The following is an 18,690-nucleotide window of genomic DNA, read 5'->3' on the forward strand; positions in this document are numbered from 1 at the left end:
CGCGCACAGGGAGCTACCTTATGTCAGACGTCGGTCAGACGCCAACGGACAAACGGTTTTACCACGGAGGCTGAACCACGGGGCATGGAAAGTCTCAATCGCATGGCGATCGAGCTGGTCGACGAGGCCCTCGACTACGCCGAGGAGTTGAATATCGGTGGCTATGACCTCGAGAACGACGCGACGGTCCTCGACTTCGGGCTCGAGTTCGACGGCGGGATCGAATCGGGGCTGCTGTTGACCGAGATACAGACCGCGGGGATGGCGACGCCGAGCTACGAACTCGGCGAACTCGGCGACGCCTCGGTTCCCTACGTCGAGCTATCGACGGACCAGCCGGCGCTCTCGCTGCTCTGTTCCCAGAAGGCCGGCTGGGAGGTGCTGACCGAGGACTTCGAAGGGCTCGGCAGCGGTCCCGCCCGGGCGCTGGTGGCCGAAGAAGAGGAGTTCCGCCGTATCGGCTACACCGACGCCTTCGACCTGACGGCACTGGCGATCGAGACGGAAGCGGACCCGACCGAATCTGTCGCCGAACACGTCGCCGAGCGCGCCGAGGTCGAGACGAGCAGCGTCTTCCTGCTCGCCTATCCAACCGCGAGCCTCGCCGGCAGCATCACGAACGCCGCCCGTGCCGCCGAACTCGCGACGTTCCGACTCTCCGAGCTCGGCTACGACCCCCTCGACATCATCTCTGCGACCGGTCGCGCGCCGGTCGCACCCGTCGCGGACGACGAACGGACGGCCATCGCCCGGACGAACGACGCGATCGCCTACGGCGGGCGAGCGCATCTCACCGTCCGGGAGGACAGCGACCACTTCGACTCGGTTCCGTCCACGGCCGCCGCGGACCACGGCCGCCCGTTCGGTGCGGTCTTCGACGACCTCGACTGGGACTTTTCGGAGGTGCCCTCGGATCTCTTCGCGCCCGCCTCGGTGACGGTCGACGTGGTCGGCGGTCCGACGTACGTCCACGGCGAGACGGACGAGGACCTCCTCGTCGACTCCTTCGGGCTGTAGTCGTGCAGTTCAAGCCAGTTCCAGAACCGCCCGCGGACCGTACGCTCCTCGCGACGGTCCGGCGAGCCCTCCCCGCGACCGCCGGGGATGTCGACGACTGTTGTCAGCGACTCGTCGACGAGACGCCACTCGAGACCCGCGAGGCCGCAGCGACGTGGCTCACCTTCCTGCGCGCGCTCGAGATCGCGAGCGAGGACCCGGCGGGCTTTCGCCGTCGCGACGCGGGTTCGGGCACCCCGGACGACCACGATCGGGAGGAACTCGGGCGGGCGTTTCGCGACCGCGTCTACGGGGCCGAACCGGTGCTGACCGTACTCGAGCGGGCCGACGGCCCACGGACGGTCGAGGAGGTCGTCGATGCGGTTGGGGAGCAACGGCGGGCCGACGGCCGAACGCGACCGAGTCGCGCCACGGAGCACCGACGCGAACGGATCGAACGGCTCCTCGGGTGGGCCGTGGTGTTCGATCTGGCCGAGCGAGACGGGGCCGGATACCGGTCGACACGGGCATCCGAGACGTGAGCCGCGGTGGTCTCTCGAGGGGACAAAATGCCCGAAGCGATACGGGTGTCCGATTGCTGCGACGAAACGCCACGTCCCCGGGCCGCGTCAGGGGTCACGCTCCGTCGGTTCCTGGCCGTGTTTCGCCTCTTTGATCATCGAGCAGAGGTACTCGTCGCCCCACTCCTCCATCGCGCGAATGACTGGCTCGATCGCCTCGCCGTGATCGGTCAATCTGTACGTGACGTGATGGGGCCGTTCGCTGACGACCGTCCGTTCGATCAGGTGATTCTCCTCGAGGGTCTTGAGCGACTTCGAGAGCGACTTGCTCGAGATGCCGCTGGTCGACTTCTTCAGATCACTGAACCGGAGGGAGCCGTGTTCCAACAACCGATAGATGACCACCGGGTCCCATTTGTTTCCCATTATCTGGATCGTAGCCGTCACCGGACACCAGGGCTCATCACTATGCTGATCGATCATCCGTCGGAGGTTTTCTCTCATAGTTACCTATCAAGGGACGTTGGTATCCGGACGACTCCGTTCTCGAAACGGCAACTCGCGAATATCGTCCCCGACCGCTCGATCAACAGGGGAGTGTATTAGCCCTTGTCTCCGTCAATTCGCTCCGGATAGAGGTCAGCGAAAACGACTCCCGTAACTCCGAGTTGGCCGCGCCAATACCGGCAGTAACGCGGACTCCACGGCGATGTAGAATCCTGGATATATACGATCGGACACTCCAAAAGACTGGTTATAAATACCAGTATGATGGGCGTAAATAATCCATGTCTGCGGAAACAGTACTCCCGACTCCCTGCGAACAGCCGCCGACAGTCGAAAGGAAAAGGGAGGGGTCGGGTTACAGTTCCTCTTCGAGATCGGTAGACTCGGTCTCGAGTTCAACCGTCCCGTCTTGGACTTCGAGGTCGACGTTGTTGGTTTCGTACTCCAAGGAGTCGTCGGAGACCTCCATCTCCGTGTCTCCGACGGTGAAGTCTTCGACCGACCCGTCGCTGAATTCGAAGTCGACATCCTCACCGTCGTTGGTCTCGGTCTCGATATCAGCGTCGCCTTCGCCCTCGTAATCGAGACCAGCACCGTCGAGTTCGTAGCCGTCGTCGGTCGTTTCGAGATCGACACCCTCAGGCGTCTCTAAGTCGATATTACCGTCCGAATCGACCTCGAGATCGGTACCGTCGTTGTCTTCGAACTCGATACTATCGGATGTGGCATCGAGTTCGACGCCGTTCTCTTCGAAATCGACGCCATTAGCGGCGTCCACACCATTGTCGTCCGTGTCATCCCCGTCGTCCTGTGCAGTTACCGGTCCGGCCATCCCCACGATGAGTCCGATACCGATCGCGGCGATGAGCGCGAGCCGGAATACATCTGTTGTCTTATACATTGTGTTCACTGCACGGAGCGACTGCTCCGTACAGTACGACAGACACCGACGAAGCGAAAAAGAGTATCTGAATGATGTGTTACCGAGTATATGGTAACACAGTAGAAATCGGGTTACGAGCCGGTTACCCGGCCACTATTACCGCAGAGCCCGTAGGTAGAAAGACGGTTCCGTCTCGTGGATGGACCCAGTCGTTCGGGTTCGGACCGCCGATCGCTATCGGGTTCGTTTTCGCACCAACCGCGCAACCTATCACGTCCCGTGCCATTCTGTGCATATAAAATCAACGACGGGAGCGGAACTCGAGGCGGCGGGCCCAACGACGCGATGAGGTGGCCTCGACGGAATCGATTACTCCTCGGACAGGCGGCCGGGAACCCAGTCACCGTCGAACTCGTTGTGGGTGTACGGCTTGGCGTCCTCGCCGGCGTAGGTCGCGACGAGTTGTCCGTCGCCTTCGAGATGGTACTTGTACGTCGTCAGCCCCTCGAGCCCGACGGGGCCGCGGGCGTGGATCTTGCCGGTGCTGATGCCGACCTCCGCGCCGAGCCCGAACCGGTAGCCGTCGGCGAAGCGGGTCGAGGCGTTGTGGAAGACGCTCGCGGAGTCGATGCTGCGCATGAACGTGCTCGCGCGGTCGGCGTCCTCGGTAACGATCGATTCCGTGTGCTTCGAGCCGTGGGTCGTGACGTGATCGATCGCTGCCTCGAGCGAGTCGATCACCTTGATCGAGACGATCAGATCGCCGTACTCGGTGTCCCAGTCGGCCGCGGTCGCGGCCGCGACGTCGACGATCTCGCGGGTGCGTTCGTCGCCGCGAATCTCGACATCGGCGGTCTCGTAGCGGTCGGTGATCGTCGGCAGGAACTCCTCGGCGACGCCCTCGTGGACTAGCAGGGTCTCGACGGCGTTACAGACCGCGGGATACTGGACCTTGGCATCGTAGGCGATGTCCTCGGCCATCGAGAGGTCGGCCGCGTCGTCGACGTAGACGTGACAGATCCCCTCCGTGTGGCCCAGTACGGGGATGCTCGTGTTGTCCTGAATGTAGCTGACGAACTCGGAGCTCCCCCGCGGCATGAGGAGGTCGATCGACTCGTCCATCTCGAGCAGCGCATCGACGTCCTCACGGGCCTCGATGTGTTGGGCCCAACCGTCCGGGATGCCGGCGTCGGCCGCGGCGTCCTCGATGATGTCGAAGAGGATCCGGTTCGAATGCAGCGCCTCGCTGCCGCCCTTGAGGATGACCGCGTTCCCCGACTTCAGACCGAGCGCGGCGATCTGGACGAGCGCGTCGGGGCGAGACTCGAAGACCGTTCCGACGACGCCGATCGGGACGGCGACCTTGTAGAGTTCGAGGTCGTCGTCGAGTTCCCTGGCCGAGAGCGTCCGGCCCAGCGGATCGTCCTGTTCGGCGACGCTGCGGACCATCTCGGCGATGTTCTCGATCTTCGACTCGGAGAGCGTCAGCCGGTCGACCAGCGCCTGCGTGTACTCGCCGTCCTCGAGCAGCCGATTGCCTGCCTCGACATCGGTCTCGTTTTCGGCGAGGATTTCGTCGGTGCGGGCTTCGATCGCGTCGGCGATGGCGTGAAGCGCCGCCTTCCGCTCCTCGTCGGAGAGCATCGCCAGCTCGAGGGCCGCGTGCTGTGCCTCCTCGACGTCGGCTTCGATGTCGGTTTCAGTCATCGCTCACACCGTTGATGGGGACGAATATGGTCCCCACGGGCTTTGCAGTAGCGATCTGCTCGAGTACGTCGGGCTCGGTGGACTTCGCGATGATGGCCGGAATCCCGTGTTCGCTGACATCGCGTGCGCCTTCGACTTTCGTCTGGATGCCGCCGAAGCCGTCGGACGTGGTCTCGCCGATAATTCGCTGGACCTCGTCGTAGTTGGTGCCGACCGCCTCGATGCGCTCGGCGTCGTCGTCTTCCTTCGGGTTGCCCGTGTAGACGCCGCCGACATCGGTGAGCGTGACAAGCAGGTCGGCGTCGACGCCCATGGTCGCCGCCGACGAGAGCATGTCGTTGTCGCCGATCCGGATCTCCTCGGTCGCGACGGCGTCGTTCTCGTTGATGATCGGGACGACGCCCCAGTCAAGCAACGTCTCGACGGTGTTCCGGAGGTTCGTGAACCGTTCGGGGTTCTCGAGGTCGTGCTGGGTGAGCAGGAGTTGGGCCACTTTCCGGTCGTACCGGTCGAAGCTCTCGGTATAGCGGTGCATGAGGTGGCTCTGGCCGACCGTCGAGAGCGCCTGGGACTCCTCGACGGTCCCGCTCGACTGCTCGATCCGGCCCGTCCCCGCGCCGATGGCACCCGACGAGACGAGGATGACTTCCGTGTCCCGCGAGAGGAGGGCCTCGATGTCGTCGACGAGTTTGTCGAGTTTCCCGTCGTCGAGGTTCGAATCCTCGTCGGTCAGGGAATTGGTCCCGGCCTTGACGATCACGCGGTCGGCGTCGGCCGCGAGCCGTCGCGCCTCCGTGACGGTCGCCTCCTCGAGTCCCTTACTCATCGTTGAATTCGGCCGCCAGTTCCGCCGACCGTTCTTCGGCCGCCGCCACCGCCTCGGCGACGTTCGCTTTGGCGTCGCTGTCCCAGAGGACGTCCATCCCCTCGATGGTCGTTCCGTTTGGCGAACAGACGGCGTCGATCAGGTCCTCGATGTCTCGGTCCGATCGGAGGACGGTCTCGGCCGCACCTTTGAACGTCTGTGCGGCCAGCGTCTCGGCGTGGGCTTCGTCGAGGCCACCCTCGACGCCCGCCTCCGCCATCGCCTGAATGAGATAGAAGACGAAGGCGGGACCGCTCCCGTTGACCGCAGTCGCGATGTCCATCTGGCGCTCGTCGATTTCGGCGAACTCGCCGACGTCATCGAGCAGCGTCCGCACCTCGTCGGTGACGCCTTCGGCGGTCACGGCCGCCGCCATATCGCGCGTCTCGGCGGCCAGGTTCGGCATGATCCGGACGACGTTCGCGTCGGTCCGCGCATCGACGTAGTCGGTAGAAACGCCCGCAGCGATGGAGAGCAGCGTCTGCTCCGGGGTGAGATCGAGATCGTCTAGCACTGCGCCGACGATGTCCGGTTTCACCGCGACGATAACCACATCCGACTCGGCCGCTTCCGAGACGTCCGATGTCGTGCGGTCGACGTAGTCGGCGACCGACTCGAGGGCGTCGGGATCGAGATCACACGCGACTACCGTGTGATTCCCGGCCCGCCAGAGCCCCTTGATCAGGGCGCTCCCCATGTTTCCGCAACCGATAACGCTCGTCTGTACCATCTTGTCTTAGTTCAGGAACCGAGGCGAACATACCAACTTTGGTTTCGATCGGTCCGGCGGCGTCGAGCCGTCCGTCCGGGTTGCAGTAGAAACGCGGCGAGACGCCCCATATACCGTCGATTCCGTGACCCGACCCGTCGAGAGGGCGGCGCGAGGCGGACGGACGGTACGGCGATACTCGATGCCTTCTTACGTGAACCCGAGGATGACGGACGTGATCGCGTCGACGATCGTTTCCCAGACCGAGATACCCGTCCCAATCTGCAACACCGTATCGAGCCCGAAAAAGAGGAACAGTCCTGCGCCGGCGAGGTGGGCAAGCCTGGCATCGAAGCGGTGAGAGAACCTGTGGAAGAAGTAGGCGTTGACCGCGCTCACGGGAACGATCGCGAGCATTTCGCCGGCCCAGATCGCGGGGTGAGCACCGTACTGAACGGCGAGCCCGATCGTGACGAGTTGGGTCTTGTCGCCGAACTCCCCGACAGCCATCAGGGCGAAGATCGGCACGAACCCGCGGAGATACGGCGGCAGGTCGTAGCCGCGGATCGAAACGTCGATCTCCGCGGCCGTCGCCGCACCGCCGTTCGTTACGGCCGGTCGCCGGCTGCCCTCGGGTGCCGATCGAACGAGCAGGACCGCAAAGAGCAGGAACAGCCCCGCCGTGATCGCATCGAGATAGACCCGTGGGAGGACGCCTTGAATCGCCGCACCGAAGCCGATTTCGAGGGCCGTCCAGCCGGCGAACGCACTCGCCGCAGCGGCGACCACGATCCGGGGATCGTACCGAGTCGACAGCCCCGCGATGATGAACTGACCCTTCTCACCGGGGAGCACCGACAACTGCAGGACGAACGCGGCGACGAGAACTTCGAGCCAGCCAGTCATGCGTCGAACACGATGACGGAGCGATGTCGGTCAGTGACGCCACCGATCATACTCCGTGTTAGCCCCGTCTAATGTATACGTATTATGGATCAAACAGCTGGCGGGCAGCGATCGGCGCGCCGAACGAAGAGCGGGCGTACGGTCCGCTCGGTCCGGAAGCCGGAGTCGTTCCTCGCTTCGGGGCGGTTACTCCATCGGGGACACGTCGGTGACCGTCCCGACGCCCTTGCTTCGGCCCTCCCGGAAGACGAACTTCTGTCCCTCCTCGATGAGATACGGACGGAACTTGAACCGGACGGTGCTCTTGCCCGTATCGCCCGGCAGGAGTCGGCCGTCTTCGGGGTAGAAGGCCGCGGCCTCGCCGATCGTCTCGAGGTGGACGACGGGCTCGTACCCCTCGCCGATCCGTGTCGGGTGGTTGAGCACCATGACCTCGGCTTCGAACTCCCGGACCGGGTCGGGATCGGCGTCCCGGGGAAGCAAGACCATGCCGCGTTCGATGGCGCTTTCTTTGATCCCTTTGAGCGCGATCCCGACGATCCGGCCGGCTTGTGCCGCATCGACCCGGTGGTAGTGCATCTCGATCGAGCGGACCTCGACCTCCTGGAAGCGGCCGTCGGACATCGGGCCGATCAGGAGTTCGTCGCCGGCCTCGACTTCGCCGGCCATGACGGTGCCGGAGGCGACCGCACCAACGCCGGTCACCGAGTAGCTCCGGTCGACGTACATCCGGAACTCGCCGGTGTCCTGGGCGGTCTTGGGGAGCCGATCGAACAGTTCATCCAGCGTCTCCAACCCCTCCATCGTGATCGCGCTGGTTTCGACGATCGGGACGACCCGCTCGCTGATCTCCTCGAGCGCGGCGTTGACGCCGTGACGGCTGACCCGAAGCGGTGATTTGTCGACTTCCCGGAGCAGGCGCTCGACTTCGCGTTCGACCTCCTCGACGCGGTCCTCGTCGACGGTGTCGGTCTTCGTGATCGCGACGATCGTCGGGAGGTCGGTCGCGAGCAATACGCCGAGGTGTTCCCGGGTCGTTCTGGTCGGTCCGTCATCGGCGGCGACGACCAACAGCCCGTAATCGAGTTTCTGGCCCACGAGTCCGCGGATCGTCGTCCGAAGCCACGGCTCGTGGCCGACGGTATCGACGAAGGAGACGAGCCGATCGGCCTCCTGAACGACCGCGGCGCGGTCGGCCTTCCGATCGGGGTTCCGGACTCGAACCGGCCCCTCGTCGTCGAAGCCGTAGACCGCGTAGGACAGGTCGGCGGAGAGGCCGCGCTCGACCTCGTGGGGCTGAACGTCGAGGAACGCGCGGGTCGCACCGTCCCCGTCGTCGGGTTTGCCCGTCACCAGCGAGCCGACGAGCGTACTCTTTCCGTGGTCGACGTGGCCGGCCGTTCCGACAACGACGTGTTCGTCGTCCGTCTCGAGGACGCCGCCCTCCCGGACCTGTGCGACGCCGACCAGACCCTCGTTGATCCCCCAGGTCTGGACGTCCTCGATGTGTGCGTCGGCCTCCTCGGCGAGCAGCGAGAGGACGTCCATCGTCTCGGAAAACGTCTCGGGATCGATACCGGCGAGACCGCCGTCGTCGGTGACGCCAACCACGTACGTCGCCTCGCCGTCGCCCGAAAGGAGTCGATGTCGGAGTTGCGCGGCCAGGCTCTCCCGCCGTCCACCCTCGAGGTGGACGTCTCGTGACAATCGCTCTTTGAATTCGACGTTGCCACCGTCCTGTTCGCCACGGTCCAGGGCCCGCTCGAGGAGGGCCCGGTCACGGCTCATATCCGCTGGTAGTAGATCACATGGCAAAAGCCTTCCCGTGCATTGACAATAGGTGTCATGGGAGTGCTACGCGTTGATACGGAAGCGGCGACTCGCCGACGGGGCTGGCCGTCGAATCGCCGAGAATTGAACTCGCGTCGGCGGTGGAATACCCACCAGGGACGCATTCCGGGGCCGGTTTCAAGACGCTCGAGGTCCTACGGGCGATATGAGCGTCAGCGGCCTCTGTCAGATCTGTGAATCCCGTCCCGCCAAGGAGCGGTGTTCCAACTGCGGCACGCTCGCGTGCGAGGGACACTTCGAGGAGTCAACGGGCCTGTGTGCTGACTGCGCCTCGCAGGCCCGGCCGGGTCCCGGGAACGACGACGTGGGAATCAACCGGTTCTGAACGTGACCTCGATCCGTGACCTGCTGGGCGACGCGCTCGGCGTCGGCGAGACGTATCGCCTCCGACTCGAGGAGCGCGACGGCCTCCTCGTCGCCGCCCACCCGAACGATGCGAGTCCGATGGACATCGCCGTCGTCGAGGGACTGGACCGGCTCGAGGAACGACCACCGACGGAGCCGGTGACGGTCGAGATCGTCGGTCGAGTCGTCGGCGGGCGGATCGCGGGACGGGTGGTCGAGTCCGGTCCTCGAAACGCGTAACTTTTTGCCGTTCTCGTTGCTGTGCCTTCGGACTGTAGCGACCCCGATACTGCTCGAGGACGGCCTCGAGATCGTCCCAGTCACTCGAGTCGAATACGGACAGTGGAACGATCGAAGCGATAGACAGTGGCCCATGTTCGACGAAGGATACGTCTCGAACGACACGGTCGGCTTTCGTCGTCTACCGTACTGATCGGTCGCTCACTCTTCGTTGTGAAGGTTCGTAACGTCCATCACGTCCTCGAGCGGCCGGATCTCGAAGTCACTATCGGCAACCACGTATTCGTCCCCGGTCGAACGTGCAGTTGCGGCGATCATGGCGTCTCGGTGGGACAGTTCGCTTCCGTCCTCGATAGCCTCATTCTGTAACCGTGAGGCTTCCAAAGCCAGCTGTTCGTTGAACTCGAGCGCCTGCACACCGCTGAATTTCTGCCGTTCTTCGGTCGGGTCGAAGTCTTGCGATCCCGCAGGCCCGTTCAGGACCTCGAACACGCAAATCGTCGACGTCCACCACGGCTGTCGCTCATCGAGATACTCGATGACAGTTCGGTCGTTCCGCAGATATTCGATGATGGTCGAACTGTCGAGAAACGTCATCGCCAGTTCTCCCGAGACTGCCTGATCGACTCCTTTGCCCGTTCTGCTTGCTCATCCGACCATGCCCCGGCTTCGATCGGTTCTTCAGTAGCGGTGACTCGTTCTAAGAATTCGTCCCAGGTTTCGCCGTCTCGCTTCAATTGGTCCAGCCGTTCTTTAGTGGCCGAATCGACCGGAATAGACGTTCGGCTCATATGAATTCATAGTGAATTCATCTTTGTAGGTGTTTCGCCGGCGCGAGGAGTGCGCCGACCACCGCTGTACCGACGACGATCACTGACTCGAGATCAGTGCGATCGCCTCGAGCGCGCCAGCTACTATCGGTACTACTCTCGGTACTGATTGAGCCGCTTCTTCAGTCGCTTCGCGGCCTGCCCGCTCGCTCTCGCGAACTCCTCGCCGTCGTCTCGCGGCTCCGCCGCTCGACTGTCCGAGGCGCTTCGCGCCTCGTTATCTTCCCCCGCGAAAATGATCCCCCGCGAGGAGTTGACTAACCCGACGCCGTCGGCCAGCCCGTACTCGACGGCTGCCTCGGCATCGCCGCCCTGCGCCCCGATGCCGGGGACGAGGAAGGGGAGGTCGGGCACCTGCTCGCGCAATTCCTCGAGTTCCGCCGGCTGGGTCGCGCCGACGACGAGCCCGACGTTGTCGTTCTCGTTCCAGAGATCGGCCAGCGCCGCGACCCGCTCGTAGACCGGTTCGCCGGTCTCGAGTTCGAGGTCCTGAATGTCGGCTCCGCCCGGGTTGGAAGTCCGACAGAGGACGAAAACGCCGGCTTCCTCGTTCGCCAGGAACGGCTGGAGCGAGTCCCGGCCCATGTAGGGGTTGACGGTGATCGCATCGGCTTTCGCGAGCAGTTGGGCGTACTGGCGGGTCGTGTTGCCGATGTCGGCCCGCTTGGCGTCCAACAGGACCGGCACGTCCTTGCCGTGGGCGTACTCGATCGTCTCCTCCAAAGCGGCCCAGCCGTCCGGGTCCTCGTAGAAGGCCGCGTTCGGCTTGAAGACGGCGGCGTGGTCGTGCGTCGCGTCGATAATACGGCGGTTGAACGCCCACCGCGGGAGGTCGTGTTCCTGCAGGTGGTCGGGAATGCGCGACGGGTCGGGGTCGAGTCCGACGGAGACGACGCTGTCGACCGTTCGAATGCGGTCGTGCAGTCGGTCGAAGAAGTTCATGGCGGGACTGGCCCCGCGACGGTCGAAAAGGTTGCTATCCGCTCGGCCGACCGCACGGGTACCCGTCGACGGCCCCGATCGGCTCGGCGGCGTGCTCGCGTCGGCTTCGGTCGACGCTGACGGACGCACCGGGGCCGACGGACACGGAGACGGTATCCGATACCGCCGACGGCTCGAGCCGCGTTACGCCTCGAGAATTTCGATCAGGTTTCCCTCGGGATCGCGCAGAAACATGATCGTGGTCCCGCTCTCGGTCGTCCGCGGCTCGCTGATCGTCGGCACGTCCTCGGGAAGGCGCTCGGCGACGGACGCGAGATCGTCGACCGCGAAGCCGACGTGTGACGCGCCCGGTTGATTGAGCCCCGCCGCCGGGGAGCCCCGCGCTTCGGGGTCGTACTCGACGAGTTCGATCTTGATACCGTCCGCCTCGAGATGTGCGAACTCGGCGCTGGCACCGTCGACGTCGACGGCGTCGGCGAAGGCCTCACCGCCGACGCTGAACCGATCGGTGACCGAGAGGTCGAGCACGTCCCGGTAGAACGCAAGCGTCTCCTCGAGGTCGGCGACGGTGAGACCGACGTGGTGTGCGCTGAGAGCCGTCATTACTCCGTGGTACGAGCGCGCCGGAAAAACGCTTCCGGCTGCGCCGCCCGCGGTCGGCGATGGCGGCCGTATCGCCCCTCCGCTCACTCGACGACGGCCCGGACCTGGAGGTACTCGACGCGGACGGCGTTGTCCCCGAACCAATCCTCGAGCGCGGCGACGGCGTCCCGGCGGAGCGCGGCCCGCGCGTCGTCGTCGTCCATCCGCCGGAGGACGGGTGAGAGCGGCCCGGACTCCTCGGCGAACTCGCGCCAGAAGTGATGGGGCGTGGCATACCGGAACTCGAGCAGCCGCCGCTGGAACGAGCAGTCGGCCGCCCCGGCGAACTGCTCGCGGACGAAATCGGGGTCGCCCCACTCGAGGTGGGACCACGGGTCGCTCGGCGAGTCGGCGACGTGATCGGTCAGGACTTCGGTGAGGTCCCCGACGACGCCGGTGGGCGACCACGCAGTGAAACAGACCCGACCGCCGGGTTTGGTCACGCGGCGAAGCTCCGCCCCGGCGCGGGTCGAGTCCGGCGCGAACACGTGACCGAAGTTCGAGAGGACGACGTCGAACGCGTCGTCGGGAACGGGCAGCGTTTCGGCGTCGCCGGCAAGCCAGGTAATGTCGTCGTAGCCCGCGAGGCTCGCGTTTTCGCGGGCGAGGTCGAGCATGTCGTGGGCGAGGTCGAGGCCGACGACTGCTGCGCCCGCTCGGCGAGCAGTCAACGCGGCGTTGCCCGTCCCGCAACCGACGTCGAGGACGCGGTTGCCCGGATCGATACCGGCGACGTTGATCAGCCGTGCGATGGCGGGCAGCATGTTCGGTGCCATCGCGGGATAGCGACCGGCCGACCAGACGTGTCTCGCCGATTGCTCTCCGGATTCGGTCGGGTCTGTCATACCCAGTCCTCAGTCGCCACGAACAAAAATAGGTAGCTAATTCGAACTGCTTTCGGCCGGCATCGGATGCCAGGTTCGAGGACCGCCGGCAAACCCGACGGCGCTCGGTCCGGAGCAGCGTTTATCTCCCCCGAGAATGAGGGACGGGTATGACGCGCGTCGCGCTCATCGCCCACGACGAGAAGAAAGCGGACCTCATTGACTTCGCACGGACACACGAGGCACAGCTACGAGCGTACGACCTGATCGCGACCGGGACCACGGGACAGCGGCTGATAGACGAGACCGGCCTCGAGATAGAACGCAAGGAGTCGGGGCCGCTCGGCGGCGACCTGATGATCGGGTCCGAGGTCGCGGAGGGGAGCCTCGACGGCGTCGTCTTCCTCCGCGACCCGCTGCGAGCCCAGCCCCATGAGCCCGATATCTCGGCACTGCTCCGGATCTGCGACGTCCACGACACGGCGCTCGCGACGAACCTCGCGTCCGCGGAGTTCCTCATCGAGGGACTGGCGGAGTAGCCCGTCGCCGTCTCGTCGCCCGAGCGGGACCGACACGCCCGCGGGCGACGACCGAGCGGGCGGAAGGGACAGCTTCAACCAGCTCGAGCCCCCTGTCATACCCATGCCACGAGCGGTCGTCTTCGATCTCGATTACACGCTCGCCGTCCCGCGACGGGATCGGGCGACCCTTCTCGAGGAAGCCACGGCCGCGACGGGCGCGCCGTCGCTCACCCGGCAGTCGTACCTCGAGGCTCACCGCCGAAACCTCACCAGCGAGACGCGCGAGCCGATCTTCGCCGACCTGCTCGCGGACAGCGAGAGCGACGCCGATCCGGCCGCCGTCGCGACGGCCTACCGCGAGACGATCGCCGACGCCCTCGAGCCGCTGCCGGACGTCGACGCGATGCTTGCGGAGTTCCGCGGCGCGTACCGGGTCGGACTGCTCACCAACGGCCCGGTCCGCGCCCAGCGGCACAAACTCGAGACGCTGGGCTGGGAGGACGCCTTCGACGCCGCGCTCGTAACGGGTGAACTCGAGGCCGGCAAACCCGACCCGCGAGCGTTCGAGGCGATTACCGATGAATTGGGCGTCGCGCCCGGCGATGCGGTCTACGTCGGCGACGAGGTCGAAGCCGACGTGCGGGGTGCGACCGAGGCCGGGTTGCGGGCGATTCAAGTGCTGCTCGCGGACGGTCCCGACCCCGATCCCCGCGCCAGCGCCCACGTCGAGCAGGCGGACATCGCGGCGACGCTGCCGGAGATCGTCGCAGCGCTCGACTGACGTGCTAGCCGCCACGAACCGGCACGCGCCACCGCTCGCGATCCAGAGGCTACGCGTCGCGTTCCTCGAGCCGACGGCTCACGGTCTGTAACACGTCCGTCGCTCGCTTGACCGCGGCCCCGCTCTCGACGAAGACGAGCGTTTTTGGCGGCTGCGTTGCCTTCGGCCGTACCCTGAGGTCGGCATCGGCTGCCGCCGCTGCCGCGATGTCCTGTCCCGCCTCGAACTCGAGGTGGGCTCTGTCATCGTGGACGAAGACGCGAGCAATTCGTTCGTCGCGGCGAGTCACGTCGTAGGCGCGCGCGCCGTCGGCCGTCGGCTCGACGTCCCGATCGGCGTTGGTGACGGCGTACTCTGCGAGTTCTCCGTCCTCGCGGCCGTCGACCTCGCTCGAGAGGAGTTCGGCGATCCGGCGACCGTCGGTGATCCGTTCCTCGACCATACCTGCCGGTCGGGACGGCGAGACTAACCGTCTTCGGTGTCGAGGACGGCGTCTCGGGCGACCGGGGCCAGCTCGTCGACATCGACCCCCTCGCGGCGGGCGTAGACGACCGCGGCTGCCTCGATGGTCAGCCCGAGTTCCTGCTGGAGGGTGTTGATCGCGCCGACCGCCTCCTGTTTTGCCGTGCCCTCGGCGACCAGCGAATCGAGGACGCGTTCGAACGCCGAGCGTTCCCGCAGGAGGTCCTCGTCGGGGGCGAAGTCCTCCGGCACCGTCACCTCGCCGGGATCGAACGTGACCGCGAGTCCGTCGTCGCCGCGCTCAAGGAGTCCCTCGCCGGTGGCGACGTCGATCAGCCGCGTGGCCTGATCGGGGGAAAACCAGTCCCGATCGAGCGAGAGGGCGACGACGAACTCGTTTTCCTTGAGGCGACGGGTACCGTTCTGGATGAACGGGGCGGCGACCGCGACGCGGAGGCTCATCGGAGTCGACTTCCTCGAGCGGTGAGAAAACGATGACGGTTCCGCCCGACCGCGGTCGGGACGGTGCCGTCGGCGATCAGTCGGAGGCGCGACCGCCGCCACCGCTGTTGCGATCGGCTCGGGACGGCGGCGGGAACTCGCCGGCGCTGGGCTCCGGGGCTTCGGGGAGGACACAGCGGTCGGGTTCGCGATTGACGTGCCGGTACTGGGTCGGCGCGTTCGCGAGCGGATGGGCGGGGTTTTGGTCGCTGTCGATCCGTGCGGCCCGCACCTCGTCGAACCCGTTGAGACGGGCCCGAATCCCGCGCCAGTGATACCGTGTCGCGGTCGGGATGGAGACGGGACGTGGCGACTTCCCATCGGGATGCCGCGTCGCGAGGATGGCGCTGTTGACGTTACTGGCGAGCGCATCGTGGTCGATGAGGACGCCGACGGCGGCGTCCTGCGGCGCTCGCGCGGCGAGGACGTCGAGTCCGAGGTGGAGGGCGCGGTACTCGGCGACGTTGTTGTCCGGCGGCGTGTCCGCGGTCGCGACGCGTGCGACGCGAGTGCCGTCGCGCGTTTCGATAACGGCACCCAGCCCACCGCCCGAACCGCGGAAGGACCCGTCAGTAGCGACGTAGAAGTCACGGTGATGGGTCCGAGGGGGATGGGCGATGTGAGGCGTGGGCGACTCGTCGAACAGATCCCGCAGTGCGGGCCGGCCGTGAGCGGCCATAGGAGGCCGTAGGCCGGTTATCTACTTAATTATGTCGTCCGAGATAACAAATGACAATGTAGCCCTGGTGAGCGCTCCGTGTGGGACAGTCCCGTTCAACAATCAGTCACCGGAAACAAAGCATCATCGTGGCTAACCGAAGTTCGGTAAACAGCACAGAGACAGGCGCTATCCGCCGACTATGGGGCCCGACACAGGTGCGCGTTTCGTCCGGGCGATCCGGACCCAATCTGTGTTGGCAGCAGGAGTAATACCACTGGGTGCTAAATCGACCTATGAACCAGACGAACGCCAGTCGGATGGAAGCGGCCTGTTCCCTTCTCGCGGAGTCAGAACGCCGGTTTCTCCTCTACCAGCTCGCGGACGAGGGCTCCGCGAACCTCGAGGACCTCATCGTCCAGGTCGCGGCCTGGGAACTCGACGCGCGCGCCGACACGATCGACAAGGAGGTGCGACAGCGCGTCTACGTCTCACTGGTTCACAACCACCTGCCGCGGCTCGAGGACTACGACATCATCGAGTACGACCTGCGGAGCGGCGATATCGTGCTGGCGGAGGGGTTCGAGGACATCAAGCCGCTGCTCGAGCAGTTCAGACAGACCGAAGCCGAACCCGAACTCCGGGAGCGACCCCCGCTCTGAGCCGCCCCCGGTCGGCCGGACCCGACCGCCGTCGTTCGTCTCCCGTCCGGTGCCATAGAGAGTCGCGTGCCGGCAAGTTCGTTCTGAACCGTAACGCATAGGGGGTCCCTATCGAGATAGCCTTCGTGAGCCGCTATCGAAACCTGTTACTTTTCCTGATACTCGCAACGTTGTGGGGATCGGCCTTCGTCGCGATCAGCGCCGGCCTCTCCTACATTCCGCCGGTCCTGTTCGCGGCGCTGCGCTACGATATCGCCGGCCTCCTGATGCTCGGCTACGCGGTCTACGCCGTCGAGCATTGGCTGCCCCGTGGCCGACTCGAGTGGGCGCAGGTCGCCGTCGGGGCCGTGCTCTTGATCGCGGCCTATCACGCGTTCCTGTTCGTCGGGCAGCAAAACACGACGGCCGCGGCGGCGGCGATCCTGGTGAGCCTCTCGCCGGTCCTGAGTACCGGGTTCGCGCGGCTGTTGGTGCCCTCGGACGCGCTCTCGCCGGTCGGCATCGTCGGCGTCGTCATCGGTCTGGTCGGGGTCGGCGTCATCGTCCAGCCCGACCCGGCCAACCTCCTGGCTACCGGCGCGGTGGCGAAGGGACTCGTCTTCTGTGCCGCGGCCGCGTTCGCCCTGGGCAGCGTCCTCACTCGCCGGCTCGACGCCTCACTGCCGATCGAGACGATGGAAGCCTGGTCGATGCTCGGGGGTGCCCTCGTCATGCACCTCGTCAGCGTCGCGATCGGCGAGCCGATCGAGCCCGCGGCGTGGACCAGTCCCGAGGCGATCGGCGCGCTCGCGTACCTGTCGGTGGGCGCGAGCGCGGTCGGTTTCCTCATCTACTTCGACCTGCTCGAGCGACTGGGTGCCGTCGAGATCAACATGGTCTCCTACGTCGCACCGATCGTCACCGCGGTCGTCGGCTGGCTCTACCTGGACGAAGTCGTCGATACCGCGACGCTTACCGGGTTCGCCCTCATCGCCGTCGGCTTCCTCCTCGTCAAGCGGCGAGCGATTCGGCAGGAAGCCGACACCGTCCGGTCGCGTAGCTCGAGCGAGTGAGCCGCCGGGGACGGGCCACGCCGGTCGGTCCGGTGCGGGTGATCGGGCGGCCGCCGACGGGCCGCGCCGCTACCGGCGATGTGCGTGGCCGACGTAGAGCGCGAGGAGGTTGGTGACCAGCAAGCCGAGGAACAGCACGCAGTCGAGCGAGGACGACAGCCCGGTCGCGAGCAGGGGGAGGTACAGCACCGGCAGAGCGACCGCCGTCCAGAACCCCGCGGCGCGAATCGGGGACGCGAGCCCCGGCACGGCGCGCTCGAGCGCGCCGTGGTCGTCGTCGCAGCGGTCGCTCGTTGGACTCGACTCGCCGGACCGCTGTTGGGACGGGCGCGGGCTCGGCATCGAACGTAGCGGCTCACCCGTGCCGGCGACGACGCAAATATCGGCCCCACCGTTTCGGGCCGTCTCACGAGCGGCCCGCAGTCGGGCGGTGTGAACGGGAGCTTTCCCGTGGGAAACATCTCGTTTCCCTCGCTACCCGCGGCCGCTCGGCCGCGAGGTCGTCGTCGGGAGGGGGAAAGCGCCCGCGACGGGGGCCAGTCAGGTGAGTCGCTCGCCGTCGTCGTCGAACGCGAGTTCGCAGTCGTCACAGAGCCACCAGCCGACGAGCGGGTCGCGCCGGGCGATCTCCGCGCCGCACTCGAGACACCGCCGCGAGGGCTCGTCCGCAGGGGCGGTCATTCGTTCGGCCCGCCGTGCTCGGACGCACCGCGGGCGCGCGAGATCAGCCCCGGCGGGACCGAGCAGCCACAGGGGCTGACCGTTCCCGTGTGGGGGCCGCTGGCGGTCACGAACGTCACGGGCTCGCCACAACTGGGACACTCTGGACGCGACCACGAGCCGTCGTCGCTCGTATCGGGCTCGTCGCTCCCGTCGGAGCCGCCGCTCCCGTCGAGGGCGTCACTCCCATCGGACGCGTCACCCATCGCGCTCACCCCTCGAGCCCGACGGCGACGCGACGGCCGCTGGGACCGGCACGGAGCGGGCTGGGAACGGCGCGGACACCGCGGCGGTCCCCGCGGCGACTGCTGCGGGCAGCGCAGGGGCTAGTCGGAGGTGGCGATTCGGCTGTCGTGCGGGATGTTTATATCCCGGTAGAATGAACGGAATCATGCTTCCGAAATCCCTCGTGTGGGATTTGGAAGCCCGTCTCGGGTGATCCAGCACCCGGGGCGCTTTCGTACGCCCCTCTCGGAGACGTGGCCTCCGCGTTAATGGTTGGTCTGTTGTTACGTATGCCTACTGTTTCCGGTGGGGAAGTTATCGCTCAGTTCGAGGCTGCTGG

At 65.9% G+C, this 18,690-nt stretch carries 26 protein-coding genes; 8 read left to right on the top strand and 18 right to left on the bottom strand.

Annotated elements, in window-relative coordinates; all coding sequences use genetic code 11:
• Nucleotides 1–84 precede the first annotated feature (84 nt).
• The gene (mch, locus tag C487_RS10220) at nt 85–1,017 is read left to right on the top strand and encodes a methenyltetrahydromethanopterin cyclohydrolase (RefSeq protein WP_006185666.1); all 933 of its coding nucleotides are present in this window, start codon (nt 85–87) and stop codon (nt 1,015–1,017) included.
• Between the two features lie 2 nt (nt 1,018–1,019).
• The gene (locus C487_RS10225) at nt 1,020–1,538 is read left to right on the top strand and encodes a hypothetical protein (RefSeq protein WP_006185667.1); all 519 of its coding nucleotides are present in this window, start codon (nt 1,020–1,022) and stop codon (nt 1,536–1,538) included.
• A gap of 87 nt (nt 1,539–1,625) precedes the next feature.
• Here C487_RS10225 and C487_RS10230 read toward each other — a convergent pair whose 3' ends face one another.
• The 7 genes from C487_RS10230 to C487_RS10260 form a co-directional block, all read right to left on the bottom strand.
• The gene (locus tag C487_RS10230) at nt 1,626–1,943 is read right to left on the bottom strand and encodes a winged helix-turn-helix transcriptional regulator (RefSeq protein WP_006185668.1); all 318 of its coding nucleotides are present in this window, start codon (nt 1,941–1,943) and stop codon (nt 1,626–1,628) included.
• A gap of 436 nt (nt 1,944–2,379) precedes the next feature.
• A complete protein-coding gene (locus C487_RS10235) occupies nt 2,380–2,925 on the bottom strand; it encodes a hypothetical protein (protein ID WP_006185669.1) in 546 nt (181 codons plus the stop codon).
• A 351-nt stretch (nt 2,926–3,276) separates the two neighbouring features.
• Entirely contained in the window at nt 3,277–4,614 is a 1,338-nt protein-coding gene (locus tag C487_RS10240; protein WP_006185670.1) for a glutamate-5-semialdehyde dehydrogenase, read from the bottom strand.
• Nucleotides 4,607–5,440, bottom strand: coding sequence for a glutamate 5-kinase (proB, locus tag C487_RS10245; protein WP_006185671.1), 834 nt, complete (start codon nt 5,438–5,440; stop codon nt 4,607–4,609). Before proB ends, C487_RS10240 begins: the two co-directional genes overlap by 8 nt.
• Nucleotides 5,433–6,209 carry a pyrroline-5-carboxylate reductase gene (gene proC / locus C487_RS10250; RefSeq protein ID WP_083864582.1) on the bottom strand — a complete coding sequence of 259 codons (777 nt, stop codon included), beginning with the start codon at nt 6,207–6,209 and terminating at the stop codon, nt 5,433–5,435. The genes proB and proC overlap by 8 nt, the downstream gene beginning before the upstream one ends.
• A 189-nt stretch (nt 6,210–6,398) precedes the next feature.
• Nucleotides 6,399–7,094 carry a TMEM165/GDT1 family protein gene (locus C487_RS10255; protein WP_006185673.1) on the bottom strand — a complete coding sequence of 232 codons (696 nt, stop codon included), beginning with the start codon at nt 7,092–7,094 and terminating at the stop codon, nt 6,399–6,401.
• Nucleotides 7,095–7,280: 186 nt separating this feature from the next.
• A complete protein-coding gene (locus tag C487_RS10260) occupies nt 7,281–8,882 on the bottom strand; it encodes a GTPBP1 family GTP-binding protein (protein WP_006185674.1) in 1,602 nt (533 codons plus the stop codon).
• Between the two features lie 208 nt (nt 8,883–9,090).
• On the opposite strand from C487_RS10260, the gene C487_RS10265 reads away from it, so the two are divergent.
• Nucleotides 9,091–9,270, top strand: a complete 180-nt coding sequence (locus C487_RS10265) for a hypothetical protein (RefSeq protein ID WP_006185675.1) — start codon at nt 9,091–9,093, stop codon at nt 9,268–9,270.
• Between the two features lie 2 nt (nt 9,271–9,272).
• On the top strand, nt 9,273–9,530 hold the full coding sequence (locus tag C487_RS10270) for a hypothetical protein (RefSeq protein ID WP_006185676.1): 258 nt from the start codon (nt 9,273–9,275) through the stop codon (nt 9,528–9,530).
• Nucleotides 9,531–9,731: 201 nt separating this feature from the next.
• Here C487_RS10270 and C487_RS10280 read toward each other — a convergent pair whose 3' ends face one another.
• From C487_RS10280 to C487_RS10295, 5 genes are all read right to left on the bottom strand, one after another.
• The gene (locus C487_RS10280; RefSeq protein WP_006185678.1) at nt 9,732–10,127 is read right to left on the bottom strand and encodes a PIN domain-containing protein; all 396 of its coding nucleotides are present in this window, start codon (nt 10,125–10,127) and stop codon (nt 9,732–9,734) included.
• Nucleotides 10,124–10,321, bottom strand: coding sequence for a DUF7557 family protein (locus C487_RS22220; protein ID WP_083864584.1), 198 nt, complete (start codon nt 10,319–10,321; stop codon nt 10,124–10,126). The genes C487_RS10280 and C487_RS22220 overlap by 4 nt, the downstream gene beginning before the upstream one ends.
• Nucleotides 10,322–10,453: 132 nt before the next feature.
• A complete protein-coding gene (gene pyrF, locus C487_RS10285) occupies nt 10,454–11,302 on the bottom strand; it encodes an orotidine-5'-phosphate decarboxylase (RefSeq protein WP_006185679.1) in 849 nt (282 codons plus the stop codon).
• Between the two features lie 183 nt (nt 11,303–11,485).
• Complete coding sequence (locus tag C487_RS10290) at nt 11,486–11,905, bottom strand: VOC family protein (RefSeq protein ID WP_006185680.1); 420 nt, start codon at nt 11,903–11,905, stop codon at nt 11,486–11,488.
• Nucleotides 11,906–11,988: 83 nt separating this feature from the next.
• On the bottom strand, nt 11,989–12,789 hold the full coding sequence (locus C487_RS10295; RefSeq protein ID WP_006185681.1) for a class I SAM-dependent methyltransferase: 801 nt from the start codon (nt 12,787–12,789) through the stop codon (nt 11,989–11,991).
• A gap of 149 nt (nt 12,790–12,938) precedes the next feature.
• On the opposite strand from C487_RS10295, the gene C487_RS10300 reads away from it, so the two are divergent.
• Nucleotides 12,939–13,307, top strand: coding sequence for a methylglyoxal synthase (locus tag C487_RS10300; protein WP_006185682.1), 369 nt, complete (start codon nt 12,939–12,941; stop codon nt 13,305–13,307).
• A 103-nt stretch (nt 13,308–13,410) separates the two neighbouring features.
• Nucleotides 13,411–14,070, top strand: coding sequence for an HAD family hydrolase (locus C487_RS10305; RefSeq protein ID WP_006185683.1), 660 nt, complete (start codon nt 13,411–13,413; stop codon nt 14,068–14,070).
• Nucleotides 14,071–14,119: 49 nt separating this feature from the next.
• On the opposite strand, the gene C487_RS10310 is transcribed toward C487_RS10305, so the two are convergent.
• The 3 genes from C487_RS10310 to C487_RS10320 form a co-directional block, all read right to left on the bottom strand.
• A complete protein-coding gene (locus C487_RS10310) occupies nt 14,120–14,512 on the bottom strand; it encodes a hypothetical protein (RefSeq protein WP_006185684.1) in 393 nt (130 codons plus the stop codon).
• 23 nt (nt 14,513–14,535) lie between these two features.
• Nucleotides 14,536–14,994 carry a DUF2240 family protein gene (locus tag C487_RS10315; protein WP_006185685.1) on the bottom strand — a complete coding sequence of 153 codons (459 nt, stop codon included), beginning with the start codon at nt 14,992–14,994 and terminating at the stop codon, nt 14,536–14,538.
• A gap of 76 nt (nt 14,995–15,070) precedes the next feature.
• Entirely contained in the window at nt 15,071–15,712 is a 642-nt protein-coding gene (locus C487_RS10320; protein WP_006185686.1) for a ribonuclease H family protein, read from the bottom strand.
• Nucleotides 15,713–15,987: 275 nt separating this feature from the next.
• On the opposite strand from C487_RS10320, the gene C487_RS10325 reads away from it, so the two are divergent.
• On the top strand, nt 15,988–16,353 hold the full coding sequence (locus tag C487_RS10325) for a DUF7344 domain-containing protein (protein WP_006185687.1): 366 nt from the start codon (nt 15,988–15,990) through the stop codon (nt 16,351–16,353).
• Between the two features lie 125 nt (nt 16,354–16,478).
• Complete coding sequence (locus C487_RS10330; protein WP_006185688.1) at nt 16,479–17,405, top strand: DMT family transporter; 927 nt, start codon at nt 16,479–16,481, stop codon at nt 17,403–17,405.
• A gap of 69 nt (nt 17,406–17,474) precedes the next feature.
• On the opposite strand, the gene C487_RS10335 is transcribed toward C487_RS10330, so the two are convergent.
• The 3 genes from C487_RS10335 to C487_RS10340 form a co-directional block, all read right to left on the bottom strand.
• On the bottom strand, nt 17,475–17,747 hold the full coding sequence (locus tag C487_RS10335; RefSeq protein ID WP_006185689.1) for a hypothetical protein: 273 nt from the start codon (nt 17,745–17,747) through the stop codon (nt 17,475–17,477).
• Nucleotides 17,748–17,945: 198 nt separating this feature from the next.
• A complete protein-coding gene (locus C487_RS21010) occupies nt 17,946–18,086 on the bottom strand; it encodes a hypothetical protein (RefSeq protein ID WP_006185690.1) in 141 nt (46 codons plus the stop codon).
• Nucleotides 18,083–18,331 (bottom strand): hypothetical protein, encoded by a 249-nt coding sequence (locus C487_RS10340; RefSeq protein WP_006185691.1) that lies wholly within the window; start codon nt 18,329–18,331, stop codon nt 18,083–18,085. The genes C487_RS21010 and C487_RS10340 overlap by 4 nt, the downstream gene beginning before the upstream one ends.
• Nucleotides 18,332–18,690 lie beyond the last annotated feature (359 nt).

It is taken from the genome of Natrinema pallidum DSM 3751, from assembly GCF_000337615.1.
In the GTDB taxonomy this organism is placed as follows: Archaea; Halobacteriota; Halobacteria; order Halobacteriales; family Natrialbaceae; genus Natrinema; species Natrinema pallidum.